We start from the raw sequence: 17,237 nt of genomic DNA on the forward strand, positions 1-17,237 counted from the left end.
CGGCGCGGTCGGCGAGGCCGAGCGGTCCGCCGGCCGCCAGCGGGACGGCCTCCGCGCCGCCGTCGACGAGCAGGTACGGGGCGAGGTGGCCGCAGTTGACGGCCTGGACGCCGAGGCCGCGGTCCAGGCAGAACACGGTCGCGGTGACGAAGCGCTCGGCCTCGCCGCTCTGCGCCGCGTACGCGTTGTGCCGGGTGACCGCGTTCTCCAGGGCGAGGGCGACGTCGGTGAGCGCGGGCTCGCGGAAGGCCGCCTCGCGGAAGGCTCCGAGCACGGCGAAGCCGGTGCCGATCGCGGGCAGGCCCTTGCCCTGGACGTCGCCGATGACGACCCGGGTGCCGTAGGGCGTCTCGACGATGTCGTAGAGGTCGCCGCCGACCATGGCGTCCTCCTCGATCGGCCGGTAGCGGCCGTGGAGCAGGACGTCGGCGGTCAGCGCGGGCAGCGGGCGCAGCAGTTGGCGCTGGAGGGCGACGGCGCTCTGCCGCATCCGGTGGAGTTCGCGCTCGCGCCGGATCCGGCGGGCGCAGAGCAGCACGGCGATGGCGGAGGCGCCGATGACGGTCGCGACCGTCAGCGCCCTGCCGCTGATCGACTCCGGCGGGAAGTACACCGAGCTGATGGTGATGACGGCGGTGACCCAGATCGCCGCGCCGATGGTCTGGGCGAGCGTGCCCAGACCGGCCAGCAGGGCGGGGACGAACACCAGCAGCAGGACGAGCCGGGCACTGGTGCCGCCCGCCGCCTGCGCGCCCAGGACCACCAGGGTGGCGGCGAGGACGGCCAGGACGACGGTCCGGTTGCCGGGCGCCTGGTGCGCCCCCTCGGACCCGGGCGCCGTGCGTGTCCCGACCTCGCTCATTCCCGCCTCCCAGGTGATCGTTTCCAGGCTCACCGGCCGTCGCGGCCCGCGCAACCGCGGCCGCCCGCGCGCCCGCGTCCGCCCGCGCGCCCGCGTCCGTTCACGCCGCACCAGCCGGCGGACGCCGAACAGCACGGCGACGGCGCCCAGCGCGACCAGCAGCCACAGCTGGTAGCGCACCGCCGTTCGCCAGACCGTGCCGACGTGCGCGCTGGCCAGGTAGCCCACGCCCGCCCACACGCCCACCCAGAGCGCGGCGCCGAGCACGTTGAACACCTGGAAGCGGGGCCAGGGCATCCCGGTGATTCCGGCGATGATCCCGTTGGTCTGCCGCAGCCCGTCGACGAACCGGGCGCCCGTCACCACCGTGCCGCCGTGCCGGTCGAAGAACGCCTCCGCGCGGGCCATCCGCTCCGGCGTGAGCAGCACGTACGGGCCCCAGCGGCGCACGAAGGCGCGGCCGCCGGTGGCGCCGATCAGGTGGCCCAGGGTGCTGCCGGCCACCGCCGCCGCGAAGGCGACCGCCACCACGGTGGCGAAGTCCAGACGGCCGGTGCCCGCGAAGACGGCGGCCAGCACCAGGACGGTCTGCCCGGGCGCCGGGATCCCGCAGTTGTCGAGCAGTACGAACAGGGCCACCGCCGGGTAGCCGTACCGCTCCAGCACCGGTGCGAGCGCGGCCAGCGGCCCCGGCAGGTCCGCGGCGTCCGGCACGGCTCACCGCCCCGGGCCGGACGGGCGCGGGGCGGTGGCCGGTGGCGTCAGTGGATCGCCTCGCGGGGTTCGATGTTGCAGTCGGGGCCCGGGTAGATCAGGCCGGTGTGGCCGTCCTCGAAGCGGACCACGTACGGCGGTTCGCCGTTCGGGCCGCGCACCTCGACGATCTCGCCCTTGTGGTCGACCATGCCCACCGCCCGGCTGTGGATGTGGAGCTGGTCACCTACCGCTGCGTGCATGGTCTTGCTCCTCGGGGTGTGTGCGGACGGCGGGGACCGTCGGGCCGGCCGCCGCCGCCTTCCGCTGTCTCCACTGTGCTGCCCGCGCGCCCGGCTCGCAACGGCTCGCAACGGCTCGCCGGGACCGTCGCTCAGCGCCGCCCGAGCTGCTCGCCGAGGTAGCAGCGGACCAGCCGCTTGCACTCGGCGATCATCGCCGGATCGCCCTGCGGATCGCCGCGGAAGGCGAGCCCGAGCACCGCGTCCGCCGCCTCCAGGGCCACCCGCAGGCCGAGTGTGAGGGCCGCCGGGTCGGCCGTCGCGAAGAGCTCGCCGCCGAGCGCCTGCAGCCGCAGCGCGACCGCCGTGTTGTTGTCCACCGCGGCGTCCAGCAGGTACCGGTCGTCCCGCACGCCGCTCGCACCGGTGAGCCCGAAGTCCAGCCGCCCGAAGCCGGGGACCGTCCGCTTCATCGCGACGAACTCCTCCACCGCGAGGTCGGTGAACCCGTCCGGCCCGGCGGGCGCCTCGGCGTGCAACCGGTCGTCGAGCCGGTGCAGGTAGTGGTCGAGGTTGCGGCAGGCGAGCGCGGCGAGCAGGTCCTCCTTGCCGGCGAAGAACTGGTAGAGCGTGCCGATCGGCACCCGCGCGCGCTGGGCCACCTCCTTGGTGGTGAGCGCCGCGGCCCCGACCTCGTCGAGCAGCGCGGCGCAGGCGTCCAGGATCCGCTCGTACCGCTCCTGGCTGCGCTGCTGCACCGGCCGCCGCCGCCCGGCGCCGATCCGCCCGCCGACCGGGTGACTCCTCGTGTCCGCGCTCATGGGGCCACTGTGCCGCATCCGCAGTTCAGCGGGCCAATCCCCGACCGCCGATCGCGTGGATCTCGCGGAACCGCTGGCAGCCGGGCCGCCGGGCACTAACATGAGCAGTCCTCATGTTCCATGCCAAGGGGGCCGCGACCGTGCCGGACCGTTTCGACCTCCCGGCGGGATTCCGCTGGGGCGTCTCCACCGCCGCCTACCAGATCGAGGGAGCCGTCGACGAGGGAGCCGGAACGCGTTCGCCGGGAACTTGAGGAGAAGTACGTGGCGCGGCAGCAGTCCGCCGAACAGGCGTGGCGGGTGGTCCACGATCTGCGACAGCAGTCCACATGAGTAGCCGGGTACTCTGATGTCGGCCGGGAAGAGGAGGGGGCCGTTTGCGCAGGGTGCCGCCGGAGATGTTCCGGTTCACGACGGGCGACAGGGCCGAACTCTACGGTGCGATCCTCCAGGCCTTCGGGGCGGCCAACGAGCGGTTGGAGACCGCGCTGGGGGTGGACGACGTCCGGGGTCGGCTGCGGATGATCGGGTGGCTCGACGCGGTCCATGATGACGACCTTCAGGCGGCGCTGGGGAAGCTCAGGGAGTGGCAGCTGCTCGACGTCGTCCAGAACCACGCGGAGAACTACCGCACCGCCGAGGAGTACGAGCGCCGCAACCTCCAGTACTCGCTGACCCGGCGCGGTGAGGCCGCGTTCGCCGGGGTCGAGCACGCGCTGGCCGTGCTCGCATCGACCGGGGCGCTCCAGACGGCTGTGCTGGAGGCGATCACGGACCGGCTCGACGAGCTGTACGTCCTCATGGGCGATTCCGCGGCCTCGGACCGTCGGGTGTTCACGACGCTGATGGAGCTGGAGGGCCACCTGGAGGCGCTGCTGTCCAACACCAAGGCGTTCAACGGAGAGTTGCAGCGTCTGCTGCGCGCCGAGGGCGCGGACCTGGCGACCTTTCGCGAGGTGAAGGCCGCGACGGTGGCCTACCTCCAGGAGTTCCTCGTGAACCTGGACCAGCGGGGCCAGGCGGTGGCTACGGCCGTGGAGCGGGTCGAGCACCGCGGCGTGAGCCTGCTGCACGCGCGGGCGCTGTGGGGCGCCGAACTGCCGCCGACCGCCGACGGTGATCCCGCACCGGCCTGGCTGGAGCGGCGCCGGGCGCGCTGGGAGGGGCTCCAGTCCTGGTTCCGGCCGACCGACGGGGCGCGTGCCCGCGTGGAGCAGTTGCACGACGTGGCGCGGCGGGCGATCGTGACGCTCCTCCAGGTCCTCGACCGGATCACCGAGTCACGGCGTCGCTCCTCCAGTGCCGTCCAGGACTTCCGGGAGCTGGCCCGCTGGTTCGCCGCAGCGCCCGGCGAGGACGACCTGCACCGCCTGTGGTCGGCCGCCTTCGGCCTCGGCCCGGCTCGGCACGCCCATCTCGCGCACCCCGACCCGGAGTTGGTGCCGTCGTCGGGCAGCTGGGCCGAGACCCCACCGGTGGAGGTATCGGCACTGCTGCGCACCAGCGGCCGTACCGAGCGGTTCACGCGCACCGGAAAGGTGCGCGACATCGGGGGCATCAAGGCGGCCCGGGCCGAGCGGGCCCGGAAGGAGAGGGCTGAACTCGAAGCCGCCTGGGACGTCCTGGGCACGGACGGCCCGGTGCGACTCTCCGGCTTCCGGATGCTGGACCACATCGTCTTCGACCGGCTGCTCGACCTCCTTGGCAGGGCACTGGCCGCAGCGCCGGACGCGGGTGGGGCGCGTCGGGCGGTCACCTCCGACGGCCGCGTCGAGGTCGTACTCAGGCCCTGTCCCGACGGCGGACGGGCCGTCCTGCGGACCTCCCACGGCCAGCTGGAAGGCCCCGACTACTTGGTGGAGATCCGAAGCCCGGGCGTCATCCGGGAGGACACCGGATGAGCCGGCGGAGTGCGATCACCGCCAGGAGGAGCACATGAGCACCCTTGCCAACCAGCTGGTCCTGGCCGAGCGGCAGGACATCGCCCGAGGCATCAGGCTGCTCCTCGGCCGACCACTGATCACCGAGCGCGGTGACCCGCCCGCCTTCGAACTGATACGCCGCCGCCAGGATCCGTTGACGAAGTGGTTCGACTACAACTGCGGCTGGCAGCTGGTGGTGGAGCCACGCCTGGGGTACGTGCGCCTGCTCAAGATCCGGACCGTGCCCGACGACTCGCGCCCCGCCCGCCGGCTGCGGTCCGGCAGGGCCCCGTTCGACCGCCGCCGCTACACGCTGCTGTGCGTCGTCGCGGCCGAGTTGCTCCCGGTCCCGGTGACGACGGTCGGCCTGCTCGCAGACCGGGTCGTCCAGGCGTGTGCCACCGACGAGGCGCTGCCGCCCTTCGACACGGCGAGCAAGCCCGAGCGCATGGCCTTCGTGGACGTCCTCAAGCTGCTGGAGACCTTCGGCGCACTCCTCACGGTGGACGGCGCCACGGAGAGCTTCGTCGACTCGGCGAAGGCCAAGGTCCTCTACCGGGTGGACGCGACCGTGCTGATGCGCCTGCTCGCCGCGCCCGTCGGTCCGTCCCGGCTGGCCGTGCCGACGGCGGACGTACCACTGCGCTTCGAGGAACTCCTGCGGGGCACGGTGCGCGAGAGCAGGTACGGCGGTGCCGACGCTTCCGACGCGCAGCGCAACCTGAGGCTGCGGCACTCGGTGCTCCGTCGGCTCCTCGATGATCCCGTCCTGCACCACGACGAACTCGGCGCTGACGAACGTGCCTACCTGGCCTCGCCGACGGGGCGGCAGATCGTCCGGCGTGCCGCCGAGCAGGGCGGCTTCGTGCTGGAGGAACGGGCCGACGGCCTGCTGCTCGTGGACCCGGAGGGGATCGCCACCGACAGCCGCTTTCCGGACGACTCCGCGACGGCCCGCGTCGCCGCCCTGCTCCTGCTGGAACCGTTGACGGACGCTCCGGGCGGGCTGACACCGGAACAGCTCGTGGCCGAGGCGAACGGACTGCTGCGGCGCTTCCCGCAGTGGGCGAAGGGCTACCAGTCCGAGGACGGCGCCCAGCGGCTCACGACCGATGCCCTTCGCGTCCTCGACGACTTCGGCCTGGCGTGCCGGATCGGCGACCGCACCGTCCCCCGCCCCGTGGCGTTCCGGTACCGGACCGCCGTGGCCGACGGTCCCGCAACCTGACCAGGGAAGACCTCCGATGACCGTGACCCGGCTACCGCAGCGCCCCGTGTCCCCGACGGCCGCCGCAGCAGTGCGATGGCGGCCCTCCAGGGCCGGCATCCTCAACATCTGGCGCTACTACGACGAGACCTTCACCTTTCACGAGGGCCGGCTGCTCCTGCGGGGGCAGAACGGCACGGGCAAGTCGAAGGCGCTGGAGGTGCTCCTGCCGTTCCTGCTCGACGCCAGCCTGCGCCCCAACCGGCTGTCGACCTTCGGCGGCTCCGAACGCACCATGCACTGGAACCTGATGGGGGAGGGCGCCTCGGGTAAGACCCGCGTCGGGTACGTGTGGCTGGAGTTCGTCCGCGGCGACGGCGATCCTGTCCGGTTCACCTGCGGCGCCAGGCTCCAGGCCAGCGTTCACACCACCGGTGTCACCGTCGACTACTTCACCACCGGCGCGCGGATCGACCGCCCCGGGGGCCTCTCCCTGGTCAACGACGCGGGCCAGCCGCTCACCCGGGCCGCGCTGGCCGACGCCCTGCAAGGGCAGGGTGAGTTGCACGGGTCTCCCACCGACTACCGCAACACGGTCCGGAGCACGCTCTTCCCAGGGCTGAGCGAGCAGCGCTACGACGCCCTGATCACCGCGCTGCTCCAACTCCGGACCCCCAAGCTCTCTGAGCGCCTGGATCCGTCGTTGCTGTCCTCCCTGCTCTCACGGGCGCTGCCCCCGCTCGGCCAGGGGGAGATCACCGAACTGGCCGAGGGATTCGAGCGCCTCGACCGCCAGCGCGAACACCTGAAGGCCCTGGACGACGAGGTGGCCGCGGCCACCGCCGTCGCGAACCAACAACGCGGCTACGCCCAGCGCGTCCTGCGCGCCGGCGCGGCCACGCTCATCTCCGCGACGACCGAAATGGACAACCTCGCTCGCATCGCGAGGGAGAGCGCGGAGGCGCACGCGGGAGCCGTGCGTGAGCGGGAGGAGAACAAGCGGGCGCAGCAGGAGCGCGAATACGGACGGCAGGAGATCGAGGGCGCGATCGAGGGGCTGCTCGACTCCGAGGCGTATCGGCAGGGACAGGAACTCGATCAGCTCCGTCGCAGGAGCGAACAGGCAGACCGGGCCGCCGTCGGGGCACGCACCGCCGCAGACCGGAAGGTTCGGGCGGCCGACGAGGACGCGGGGCGTGCGGACGGTGCGCGGCTGCGTTCCGAGCAGAGGGCCGAACAGACCCGGGCCGCTCACGAGGAGGCACGCGGCGCGGCGCGGCGAGCAGCCATGGAGTCCGTCTGCGCCGAGGTGCAGACGGTGCTCGGCGCCGCACAGGGGCCGTCCGGGGAGGACGAGGAGCAGGGGCGTACGGCGCGCCGCCTGCTGCGCGGTGCGGTCGTCTCGCGGCACCGCCAGATCGCCGACGTCCGCGCCGCCGTCGAGTGCCACGAGCGTTCCCTCGCGGGTCGGACGATGGCGGAGCAGCACCTCGATTCGGCGCGGGAACGGCTGGCCGGGGCGACCGCACGGCGTGACGGGAACGCCCGCGCCTACGAGGAGGCCGTCGACGCCCACGCCGCCCTGTTGCACCGTTGGGCGACGGAGGACTGCGCGGAGCTGTCGATCGACGACGTCGAGGAGCTCGCGTCCCGTGCCGCCGTCGAGACCGATGTCCTCGCGCTGGTCGAAGCCGCAGCCCGGGCGGCGGAGAGTTCCATCACCGCCGACGAGACGACCGCCCGCGCCGGCCGGGACGACGCCCGCGCCGGGCGTGACCGGCTCCTCGGAGAACTGGAACGCACTGCGGTCGCGGCGGATCTCCCGCCGGTTCCACCACGGACCCGCACAGCCGACCGGGCGGTCCTGCCGGGGACGCCACTGTGGCGACTGCTGGCCTTCCGGCCGGATGTGCCGCCCGCCGATCAGGCAGGCGTCGAAGCGGCCCTGGAAGCGGCCGGCCTGCTCGACGCCTTGGTGACTGCCGACGGTGGTCTCGTCATCGCCGGACACGACACCCTGGCCGACCCGGCAGCGGCCGTGCCCGCGCCGGGCCCCTCGCTGCTCGACGTCCTGGCTCCGGAACCCGACGGCCTGGTGCCTCCCGCTCTGGTGCAGAGGCTGCTTCGCGGTATCGCCTACGGTCCCGCACTGCCGGCGGACCACCCGGCCGCCGTGGGGGCCGACGGAAGCTGGCGGCTGGCGATGGCGGTCGGCTCCTGGAGCAAGGAGGAGTCCAGCCACATCGGCGCCGCGGCCCGGGAGCGCGCCAGGCAACGGCGGATCGCGGAACTCACCACCGAACTGGCCGAGGCCGACACCGTCGTCACCGGTTACGAGACGCGGCTGCGTGCCCTCGCCGACCGCCGGACGCGTCTCGGTGCCGACCTCCGCTCCCGGCCGCACCACCGGGAGGTGGAGGGGGCCAAGAGTGTCTGGGAGCGGTCGGAGTCCGAGGTGGGCGCCCGCGAGGAGGCCGTACGAGAGGCGGTCGAACGGCTCGCGCGACAGGAGGTCGCGGTCGCGGACGCGCTGCGCGCACTCGCCGTCGCCTCGGCCGAGCACGCCCTGCCGACCGAACGAGCCGCGCTGGACAAGACGGCCGCAGCCGTTGACGCGCTGCGTGAACAGGCCGACGTCTGGCTCGACGCCCACCTCGCCTGGACAGCCGCTCAGCATGCCTGGAACTCCGCGCGCAGCCATGCCGAGGCATCCAGGGGCGCGGCAGCCGAGAGCCTGGAGGAGGCCGAGACCGCCGAGACCGCCGCCCGCGGGCTCCGATCCACGCTCCGGGCGGTCGAGAGCACCGTCGGCGAGGACTACCGCCAAGTGGCGGCCCGCATCAGTGACTTCCGGCAGTCTCTCGACCGGATCCGCCGCGACCTCGAATCCGGTACCCAGGCACTTCTCACGCTCGAAGGCCGCATCGGCGCACTGGGCGCGACCACGGCCCAGGACGAGGCCCTGCACGACAGGGCCGTAGCGGTCCGAAACGAGGCCGCCCACGGCTTCCGGCGCCTGTGCGTCCTCGGATTCCCCGAGGACGCGGGCCTCGGGCTCGTCCTCACCTCCGTGGACGGCACCCGTGCCACCCTCGAAGCGGCGCGCGAGACCGCCGCCGCGTGGCCAAGCGTGCTGCACGGCGCCAGGAACCTCGGCGACTCCCTGAACCGTCTCTCCGAGGCCGTCCACCGAGCCCGCCAGAGCCTCAGCAGCCGTGCCGACCTCGAACTCGAAGCGGAGGAGGACGTCCACGTCCTCACCGCCACCGTCGACGGAATCCGGGTCGGCGCGGCCGGCCTCCTCGCCATCCTCACCGGCGACCGTGACCGCAGTCAGGGCGACATCACCGCCGCCGAACGCGGCCTCTTCGACCGGACCCTCACCGGCGACACCCGCCGCCACCTCGCCTCCCGGATCCGCCAGGCCGGTGAACTCGTCGAGCGGATGAACGGCCACCTCGAACGGGTCCGGACCGCCTCGCGGGTGGCTGTCCGTCTGGTGTGGCAGATCCACCCCGACCTGCCCGCCGGCACGCGGACGGCCCGTGAGCTGCTGCTCAAGGACCCGGCGCGGATCACCGAAGCCGACCGCGAAGCCCTGCACACGTTCTTCCGGGGCCGTATCGAGGAAGCGAAGGCCCGCAACACGGCGGCGACTTGGGAGGAGCAGCTCGCCGAGGTCCTCGACTACACGGCCTGGCACCAGTTCGTCGTCAAATTGGACCGCGCCAATGGCTCCGGATGGCAGCTGCTCACCAAGAAGCTCCACGGCGCGCTCTCGGGAGGTGAGAAGGCGATCGCCCTCCACCTGCCGCTGTTCGCCGCCGTGGCGGCGCACTACGAGGCGGTGCCGGAGTCCCCGCGACTGATCCTGCTCGACGAGGTCTTCGTCGGCGTCGACACCGTCAACCGCGGGCAGGTCTTCGGCCTCCTCGCGGCACTCGACCTCGACCTGGTGCTCACCTCCGACCACGAGTGGTGCACCTACCGGGAGCTCTCCGGCATCGCCGTCCACCAGCTGATCACCGGAGGGGACGGCGACGACGCCGTCACCAGTGCCCGCTTCACCTGGACGGGAACCGACCTGCTGCCCGACGAAGCCGATGCGGAAGAACCGGCATGACGGACCGACACCCCCTCGACCTTCCCGAACTCCGGCCCCTCTGGTCGGCCGTCCACGACCGCCTCTCGACCGGCCGCCCCGTCAGCCGAGTACGGTCCGGACCACTCGACGACGCCGGTCGGGAGGCAGTGGCCGATCTCCTCGGACTCGACCGGCTCCCCGGCACCGAACCGACGATCCCCCTCGCCGGACTCGACGGTGCCGTGCTGGACGCCTGCGGTCGGCCCGTCCGGGACGTGGTGACCGCGATCCTCGGCCCGATCCACGACCGGGCCGCCGAGCGCCACCACAGGACCGGTCAACGCGACGCCCTGTGGGCGTGGTTGGCCGACCACGAGGTGGTCACCGCCCAGCCCGCTCTGCTGGAATGGGTCGGCCACCTGCGGACCGCCGGCCTCGTCGACGGCTCACCCGATCGGACCAGGGGCCTGATGACCGCCGCGCTGACCGTCCTCGCAGCGCTCCCGGTCGGCGGCGAGCCACTACCGGTCCTCGCCGCTCGCCTCCTGGACGGCGACTCCCACGCCCTCGACGACGGGACCCGGCTGTCCTCCCTGGTCCTGCGCGCACTGGCGGTGCTGTACGGCACCGACATGCCCGACGCCGCCGAAGGGCGACGCACACTGTGGAGCCGAGCCGGCGTGGCCGACGACGAGTTGTCCGCCACCGTGCTAGCCATCGGTCTCCGCCCCGGGGGCGAAGGCCCGGTCGCTGGGATCTCCCGGATCTGCGCCGGAGCCGGGCACCCCGTCAGCCTCACCCTCGCCCAACTGCGCTCACCCGGCGAATTCATCGGTCCCGCGGGACCCGTGCACATCACCGAGAACCCCAGTGTGCTCGCCCTGGCCCTACGACGCTTCGGCCGGCAGTGCCCGCCGCTGGTCTGCACCTCCGGCTGGCCCAACACCGCCGTGATCCACCTGCTGCGTCGACTCGCCGAGGACGGTGCATTCCTGCACTACCACGGCGACTTCGATGGCGAGGGCATCCGGATCGCGGCTCACGTCATGGCCAAGACCGGCGCCGCTCCCTGGCGGATGGCAGCCGAGGACTACCGGGCCGCCGTGACGCGGGTTCCCTCGGGCCCCGATCCGGGCCGCCTCACGCCTGCTCCATGGGATCCGGGGCTCGTTGACTCGATGGCCGAACTGCGCACCGCAGTGGTCGAGGAGATGGTCGCAGACCTTCTCCTCGACGACTTGGCAGACCACCGGCACGGAGAATGACAGCCTGTTCGACGGGCCGAGGGCAACCACCAACGCTTCGGCCTCGTCCACGTCGACACCCAACGCCGCGCCCCGAAGGCCTCCTACACCTGGTACCGCGACCTGATCGCCGCCCACCGGGCCCGCCGGTTGCGGTAGGCGGACGCGGCGGAGCGTACGGTCTTCCGGGGGGAGCCCGGTTGGGGCTGCCTTTCGATCGGATCAGCGCTTACCGAAGGAGAGTCGGCCAGCCATGGAGCTTCCCGAAACGCGCCGGGCCCTGCTCGGCAGGCTGTTGCCCGGCAGCGAGCCGGGCGGCCTGGTGTTCCGTCAGGGGCAGTTCCACCAGGTGGCCATCGGGGCGGAACGCGTCGTGTGCTTCGCCCGCACCCGGGCCGCGGCGGAGCGGCTTCCCGACCGGGCGGCGCGCCTGCGGGCCCTTGCCGGGCTCGGGCTCGGGTTCCGTACTCCCGAGCCGCTGGAGGAGGGGGGCGGCGCGGGTCCGGACGAGCCGGCGTATCTGGTGCTCACCCGTGTGCCGGGGGCGGCCTTGGCGGAGGAGGCCCTCGAAGACCCCGGGGTGGCGGAGGCGGTCGCCGCCCAGTACGCCGGGCTGCTGTCGGCGTTGGCCGCGGCCGGTGGCGACGATCGGGCGCGCGCGGTCCTTCCGCACGCCCTCGAAGGGGAGTGGCGGGAGTTCGCCGACGGGGTCCGGGCGGAGCTCTTCCCGCTCATGCACGACGCCGGCCGGGTCCGGGCCGAGCGGGAGCTCGCCGCCCTCGACGGTCTTCCCCACCTGACCTCCGCCGTGGTCCACGGAGACCTCGGCGGGGAGAACGTGTTGTGGGAGACCGTCGACGGCCTGCCGAGGCTCAGCGGTGTGGTGGACTGGGACGAGGTCGCCCTCGGCGACCAGGCCGAGGATCTCGCCGCGATCGGTGCCGGCTGCGGCGAGGAACTGCTGGGCCGGGTGCTCACCCTCGGCGGCGGCGGGGCGGCGGGCGGCGACGCGGCCGGCCGGATCGCCGCGATCCGGGGTACCTTCGCCCTCCAGCAGGCCCTCCAGGCACGGCGCGACGGCGCTGAGGGGGAACTGGCCGACGGGTTGGCCGGTTACCGCTGAGCACATGTGCCAGGCGTGGTCACCGCTCAGCCCGTACTGCTGGACTGGCTGCGGACCAACGGCCTCGTGGACGGCTCGCCCGAGCGGACGCCGAGGGCCTCCTACGCCTGGTACCGCGACCTGATCCCTGCCCATCGAAGCGGCGAGCTGCTCGCCCGTCCGGCGGTCGGGTGGCGCCCCGTCAGCGGAGCTCGACGACGAGGGAGGCGTAGGAGGGGATCATCACCTTCCGGGCGTAGCCGCGCGAGACGATCCGGTACGGGCGGCCCGCCGTGCAGACCGCCTCGACCATGCGGGCGATCTCGGCCCGTGCGACGGGCGCGCCCAGGCACAGGTGCCGGCCGGCGCCGAACCAGAGCTGGCGTGAGCGTGGGTCGTACGGGCGGGCGAGGTCGAAAGCGCCGGCCAGGTTGTCGGCGGCGTAGGTGACGAGGAGGATCCGCTCGTCCTTGCGCAGTCGCCGGCCGGCGAGGGTGACGTCGGCGCTGACGTGGCGTCCGATCACCGGTGCGGGTGTGGTCACCCGCAGTCCCTCGCGGACCGCGTCGGGGATCAGCCCGGGGTCGGCGCGGAGCGGTTCCTGCTGCTCGGTGTCGTGGATCAGCGCGACCGTTCGGGCCATCGCGCTCGCGGCGGTCTCGGTGCCCGCGACGAGCAGCAGCGAGGCGAGGCCGGAGGCCTCCTCCAGCGTGATCCCGGCTTCGCGGCAGCGGCCGAGCAGGGTGTCGGGTGCGGCGTCGGCGTATGCCGCCGGGACGCCGCTGGTCAGCGACCTGACGATGTCCTTGGCCGCTTCGATCCGTTCCGGCGGCAGCTCGGTCGAGGCGGTCGTGTCGAGCGCGAGCGCCGCCAGCCGCTCGCCGGCGGCGAAGGTCTCCAGGTACGCGGAGTCCGGGCTGTCCGGCGGGAGTCGGAGGCCCAGCAGGTCGGCCATCAGGCGGCCGACGACGAGCCGGGCGGCCGCGGCCACGTCGACCTGGTCCCCGGCGGCGAGGCGGGCCGTGACATCGGCGTAGACCGGCCCGGCCGCCCGCTCGACCAGGGCGGCGGAGTTCTGCTCGGTGAACAGGTCGCGGGCCCGCCGGCGCAGGTCCGCGTGCCCGGCGCCGTCGAAGAGCCGGGTGACGTACGGCCCGAGGATCTGCTCCCACAGGTGGCCCACGCCGCCCTCGCCGAGCAGGGTGAAGTGTTCGTGGTCGTTGAGCACGGCCCGGATCAGGGTGGGTTCGCTCGCCACCCAGCCGAGCCGGGGGACCCGCCGGATCGGGCCGAAGGGCCGTGCCATGGTGATCCTGGTCAGCGTCCACAGAGCGGGTCGGCTGGCCCACAGCAGCCTGCTCTCGTGCCGTTCCGCCGTTGTCGCGCTCATCGCCGCCCCCGCCGCCGCCTTGAGTGTCCGTCCGAGGAACCGTACCGTGGCGGGTCCAGGCCCCGGGATCACCGTATGATCGGGCGGCTCGGGGGGAGCCGTGCGCACCGGGTCGGGGGAAGTGGACGGCTGGCCGGGCTCGGCGTCCTCCTCGTTCAGCCGTGAGCCTGGTCGGGAGGGAGCATCGGTGACCGATCTGTGGGTGGTCGTTCCGGCCTACAACGAGGAGGCCTCGCTGCCGGCCACGTTGCGCGCGCTGGCGGGGCAGAGCGACGCGGACTTCGAGTGCGTGGTGGTGGACAACTCCTCGACCGACCGGACCGCCGAGGTGGTTCGGGAGTTCGCCGTCACCGCCGGTTTCCCGCTGCACCTGGTCACCGAGGCGCGCAAGGGCACCGGCGCGGCGGCGGACACCGGGATGCGGTTCGCGATCGAGGCCGGTGCCCGGTACCTGGCCCGCACCGACGCCGACTGCCTCCCGGTGCCCGGCTGGACGGCCGCCGTACGCCGCGGGCTGTCCGGCGGGCTGGAACTGGCCACCGGCCGGCTGCGGCCGCGCACCGACGAGTTCCGGCTCAAGCTGTGGGAGAGCCGGCTGCTGCCGGCGGTGGTCGCGACGGCGGCGTGGTTCGGCAGGTTCCGGCCCGGCAACCAGGACCCCCGGTACCTGGGCCCGTACCTGATGTGCCCCGGCTGCAACCTGGCCATCACCGCCGACCTCTACCAGCGCTGCGGCGGCTTCCCGCGCACCGCGATCGAGGAGGAGCACGAGGACCGCGCGCTGGTGAACCGGGTGCGCGAGCTCACCACGGCCTACGGGCAGGTCCCGGGCATGACGGTCCACGGCTCGGTGCGGCGGCTGCGCGCCTTCGGGCTGCGCAACACGCTGGCCTGGTACGCGGACCACCGGTACCGGCCGGACGTGGTCGACATCCGATGAGGCGTCGGGCACAGGTCCGGCAGCGGCGGGTGTGGCAGGTACGGCGGGTGCGGCCGGGTGTGGCGGAGACCGGGCGGATGGTACGGCGACGGATGGTAGGGCGACCGATCGTACGGCGACGGGTCGTACGGCGACGAGTTGAGCGGCGGGCGCTGGTCCCGGCGCACGCACGATGGGAGGCGACGGCCGGATGAGCGGAGAGGCCCCGGGAGGTGACCACCCGGTGAGCAGCACGCCGGACCCCGCCGGCACCGGACTGGCCGGGCGGATCGCGGACCACGCGCGCCGGACACCCGGGGCGGTCGCCCTGGTCGACGCGCGCGGCACGCTCACCTACGGCGAGCTCGCCCAGCGGATCGCCGCGACCGCGAGCGGGCTGCGCACGGCCGGCATGAGCACCGGTGACACGGTGCTGTTCGCGGTCCGCCCCGGCCGGGACGCGCTGGTACTCGGCCTGGCCGTCATGGCGGTCGGCGCCCGCGTGGTNNNCCCGGGCGCCGGCGCCGAGCTCGACGCCGCGCGCGGACGGCTCGTCGCCGAATCGCTCGCCGCGCCGGGTTGGCTGGCCGCCGAGTCCTGGCTCTGCGCGCTTTCCGCTCGCGGGGCCGGACGCACCCTGCTGCGCCGCCTCGGCCTGGACCTGCCCGCGTTCCGCGACCCGACCCTGCGCCTGGTCCACACCGGCCCACGCCTCCCCGGCCTGCCCCCGAACGCGATCCGGGCCGCCACCTTGGCGCGCACGGCGTCCGCACCTCCGGCCGCGCACGCGGGGGATCCGGACCGTCCCGCCCTGATCGTGTTCACCTCCGGCACCACGGCCCGCCCCCGCGGGGTCGTGCACAGTCAGGCCACCCTGCTCGCCGGCGCGGACCTGCTCGGCGAGAGCCTCGGCCTGCCCGCCGCCCGGGGCCGGGCCGTCGTGCACTCCGAACAGCTGATGATGGCCTTCGCCTTCCTGGCCGCCGGCGCCACCTGGTCGGCGGCGCCGCTCCCGGTGCGTCCGAAGCGGTTCCTGCGGGACCTGCGGCGCCGCGGGGCCACCCACACCTTCGGCACCCCGGCCGCCCTGGCCCGGCTGCTCGCCGCCGGCCGACTCCCGGACACCCTGGACACGGTGCTGCTCGGGGCCGCGCCCGTCCCGCCCCCGATGCTGCGCCGCCTGCGGACCGCGCTCCGTTCGGCCCGGATCGCCGTGATCTACGGTGCGACCGAGATGCTGCCGATCGCCGTGTCCGAGGCCGAGGAGAAGCTCGGCCACGCGCCCCACGGCGACCTGGCCGGCCATCCGCTGCCCGGGGTCACGGCACACGTCAACGAGGAGGGCGAACTCCTGCTCCGTGGCGCCCACCTGGCGATCGGCTACGTCGGCGACGGAGCGATCGGTGAACTCAACACCGGCGACCGGGCCCGGATCGACGCCGAGGGGCGGATCGTGCTGCTCGGCCGGACCAAGGACATGCTGATCCGCGGCTCCTTCAACCTCTACCCCGGCCTGTACGAACCCGCGATAGCCGCTCTTCCGGGCATCGCCGAGGCCGTCATCGTGGGCGTCCCCGACCCGCTGACAGCCGACGAGGCGGTGGTGCTGGCCGTCTGTCCGGACGGCACGGTCCCGGAACCGGACCTCCTGCGCCGCCTGCACCGCGAGCTGCCCCGCACGATCGACCACGCGGCACTGCCGGACCGGATCCACTGCCTCCCGGCGATCCCCCGACGGGGAAGGACCGAGAAGCCCGACCGCGAACAACTCCGCGCGCTGGTCACGAAGGAGACGCGGTGATCACCGTCGTCACCCCGGAACATCCGCGCACGGGGCCGCGCACCGAAGCGGCCAGTACGGGGAGGGGCGCCGGCCGACGGTAGCCGGCCGCCGTCTCCTTCGGACCGTCAGCCCCGGTCGGCGCCTCCTGTGCGCCCGGTGCCCATGAGGGCGGCGTCGAGCAGGGTCGCCGCGGCCGTCCGGTCGGCCGTCGCCGCGGACGGGTCGCCGTCCATGCCCGCCGAGACGCCGGCGCCGTCGTAGAGCAGGTGCAACTGGTGGGCGAGGACGGCGGGGTCGGCGGCCCCGGCCTCGCGGGCGAGGTCGGTGAACAGGCCGCGGACCCAGGTGCGGAAGGCCGCCGCGGCCTGTTCGACCTGGTCGCCGGGGTGGGCCTCGGCGCTGGCCCTGACGAAGGCGCAGCCGCGGTAGCCGGGCTCGGCGAACTGCTCGCTCTGCGCCTCGAAGACCGCGAGCAGGCGGTCGTACGGGGTGTCCCGCCGCTCGACGTGCCGGGTGATCCGTGCGGCGCTCTTCGCGTGCCGGCCTTCCAGGTAGGCGCAGACGAGCGATTCCTTGCTGCCGAAGGCGTTGTACAGCGACGCCTTGGCCACCCCCGCCTGCTCGATGACGCGGTCGATGCCGACGGTGCGCACGCCCTCGCGGTAGAAGAGCTCGTCCGCGGCGGCCAGCAGGCGTTCGCGGGCCGTGGGCCGGGCCGCGCTTCTCGTGGTCATGACGGGCACCTCCATAGCAGACCGATCTGTCTATCTTAGCCCTTCGGGCCGCGCCCCTCGGTCGGCGTCCGGGTTGTTTGACTAGACAGACATGTCTGTCTAGTCTCCTGATCAGACAGACCGGTCTACTCAATGTCATTCCACGGCCGGGCACCAATCAAGCAACAAGCGCGGGAGAAGAAGAGACCGATGGCGAGGACCATGACGAAGAAGCGGACCCTGCTGGTCGCGATC

At 73.6% G+C, this 17,237-nt stretch carries 11 protein-coding genes and 3 pseudogenes; 9 read left to right on the top strand and 5 right to left on the bottom strand.

Annotated features, from left to right (window positions below):
* The 3 genes from ABD308_RS12900 to ABD308_RS12910 form a co-directional block, all read right to left on the bottom strand.
* Positions 1 to 1,576: SpoIIE family protein phosphatase (locus ABD308_RS12900; protein WP_344332866.1), on the bottom strand; the 1,576-nt coding region annotated here is incomplete at its 3' end.
* Positions 1,577 to 1,623: 47 nt separating this feature from the next.
* Positions 1,624 to 1,818, bottom strand: coding sequence for a DUF1918 domain-containing protein (locus tag ABD308_RS12905; RefSeq protein WP_344332867.1), 195 nt, complete (start codon positions 1,816 to 1,818; stop codon positions 1,624 to 1,626).
* Between the two features lie 131 nt (positions 1,819 to 1,949).
* Positions 1,950 to 2,618, bottom strand: a complete 669-nt coding sequence (locus ABD308_RS12910; protein ID WP_344332869.1) for a TetR/AcrR family transcriptional regulator — start codon at positions 2,616 to 2,618, stop codon at positions 1,950 to 1,952.
* Positions 2,619 to 2,731: 113 nt separating this feature from the next.
* On the opposite strand from ABD308_RS12910, the pseudogene ABD308_RS12915 reads away from it, so the two are divergent.
* From ABD308_RS12915 to vph, 7 genes and pseudogenes are all read left to right on the top strand, one after another.
* Positions 2,732 to 2,860: pseudogene (locus tag ABD308_RS12915) on the top strand (family 1 glycosylhydrolase); the annotation flags it as partial.
* Positions 2,861 to 3,016: 156 nt separating this feature from the next.
* Positions 3,017 to 4,519: a TIGR02677 family protein gene (locus ABD308_RS12920; protein WP_344332923.1), complete on the top strand. Its 1,503-nt coding sequence runs from the start codon at positions 3,017 to 3,019 to the stop codon at positions 4,517 to 4,519.
* A 34-nt stretch (positions 4,520 to 4,553) separates the two neighbouring features.
* Entirely contained in the window at positions 4,554 to 5,768 is a 1,215-nt protein-coding gene (locus ABD308_RS12925) for a TIGR02678 family protein (protein ID WP_344332872.1), read from the top strand.
* A gap of 16 nt (positions 5,769 to 5,784) precedes the next feature.
* On the top strand, positions 5,785 to 9,870 hold the full coding sequence (locus ABD308_RS12930; RefSeq protein WP_344332873.1) for a TIGR02680 family protein: 4,086 nt from the start codon (positions 5,785 to 5,787) through the stop codon (positions 9,868 to 9,870).
* Complete coding sequence (locus ABD308_RS12935) at positions 9,867 to 11,096, top strand: TIGR02679 family protein (protein ID WP_344332874.1); 1,230 nt, start codon at positions 9,867 to 9,869, stop codon at positions 11,094 to 11,096. The genes ABD308_RS12930 and ABD308_RS12935 overlap by 4 nt, the downstream gene beginning before the upstream one ends.
* A gap of 15 nt (positions 11,097 to 11,111) precedes the next feature.
* Positions 11,112 to 11,234, top strand: a pseudogene (locus ABD308_RS12940) (family 1 glycosylhydrolase); the annotation flags it as partial.
* A 91-nt stretch (positions 11,235 to 11,325) separates the two neighbouring features.
* Positions 11,326 to 12,198, top strand: a pseudogene (gene vph / locus ABD308_RS12945) (viomycin phosphotransferase); the annotation flags it as partial.
* Positions 12,199 to 12,379: 181 nt separating this feature from the next.
* On the opposite strand, the gene ABD308_RS12950 reads toward vph, so the two are convergent.
* A complete protein-coding gene (locus tag ABD308_RS12950) occupies positions 12,380 to 13,567 on the bottom strand; it encodes a cytochrome P450 (protein WP_344332876.1) in 1,188 nt (395 codons plus the stop codon).
* A gap of 187 nt (positions 13,568 to 13,754) precedes the next feature.
* Between ABD308_RS12950 and ABD308_RS12955 the strand changes: the two genes are divergently transcribed.
* Both ABD308_RS12955 and ABD308_RS12960 read left to right on the top strand, forming a co-directional pair.
* Positions 13,755 to 14,507, top strand: coding sequence for a glycosyltransferase family 2 protein (locus ABD308_RS12955; RefSeq protein ID WP_344332877.1), 753 nt, complete (start codon positions 13,755 to 13,757; stop codon positions 14,505 to 14,507).
* 190 nt (positions 14,508 to 14,697) lie between these two features.
* Positions 14,698 to 16,287 (top strand): class I adenylate-forming enzyme family protein, encoded by a 1,590-nt coding sequence (locus ABD308_RS12960; RefSeq protein WP_425554756.1) that lies wholly within the window; start codon positions 14,698 to 14,700, stop codon positions 16,285 to 16,287.
* Between the two features lie 107 nt (positions 16,288 to 16,394).
* Here ABD308_RS12960 and ABD308_RS12965 read toward each other — a convergent pair whose 3' ends face one another.
* Complete coding sequence (locus ABD308_RS12965) at positions 16,395 to 17,003, bottom strand: TetR/AcrR family transcriptional regulator (protein ID WP_344332881.1); 609 nt, start codon at positions 17,001 to 17,003, stop codon at positions 16,395 to 16,397.
* Positions 17,004 to 17,237 lie beyond the last annotated feature (234 nt).

The organism is Kitasatospora putterlickiae (assembly GCF_039527695.1).
GTDB lineage: Bacteria > Actinomycetota > Actinomycetes > Streptomycetales > Streptomycetaceae > Kitasatospora > Kitasatospora putterlickiae.

Coding starts and splice junctions, on each gene's coding strand:
- ABD308_RS12905 (WP_344332867.1), bottom strand. CDS start 1,818: ATGCACGCAGCGGTAGGTGACCAGCTCCACATCCACAGCCGGGCGGTG.
- ABD308_RS12910 (WP_344332869.1), bottom strand. CDS start 2,618: ATGAGCGCGGACACGAGGAGTCACCCGGTCGGCGGGCGGATCGGCGCC.
- ABD308_RS12920 (WP_344332923.1), top strand. CDS start 3,017: ATGTTCCGGTTCACGACGGGCGACAGGGCCGAACTCTACGGTGCGATC.
- ABD308_RS12925 (WP_344332872.1), top strand. CDS start 4,554: ATGAGCACCCTTGCCAACCAGCTGGTCCTGGCCGAGCGGCAGGACATC.
- ABD308_RS12930 (WP_344332873.1), top strand. CDS start 5,785: ATGACCGTGACCCGGCTACCGCAGCGCCCCGTGTCCCCGACGGCCGCC.
- ABD308_RS12935 (WP_344332874.1), top strand. CDS start 9,867: ATGACGGACCGACACCCCCTCGACCTTCCCGAACTCCGGCCCCTCTGG.
- ABD308_RS12950 (WP_344332876.1), bottom strand. CDS start 13,567: ATGAGCGCGACAACGGCGGAACGGCACGAGAGCAGGCTGCTGTGGGCC.
- ABD308_RS12965 (WP_344332881.1), bottom strand. CDS start 17,003: ATGACCACGAGAAGCGCGGCCCGGCCCACGGCCCGCGAACGCCTGCTG.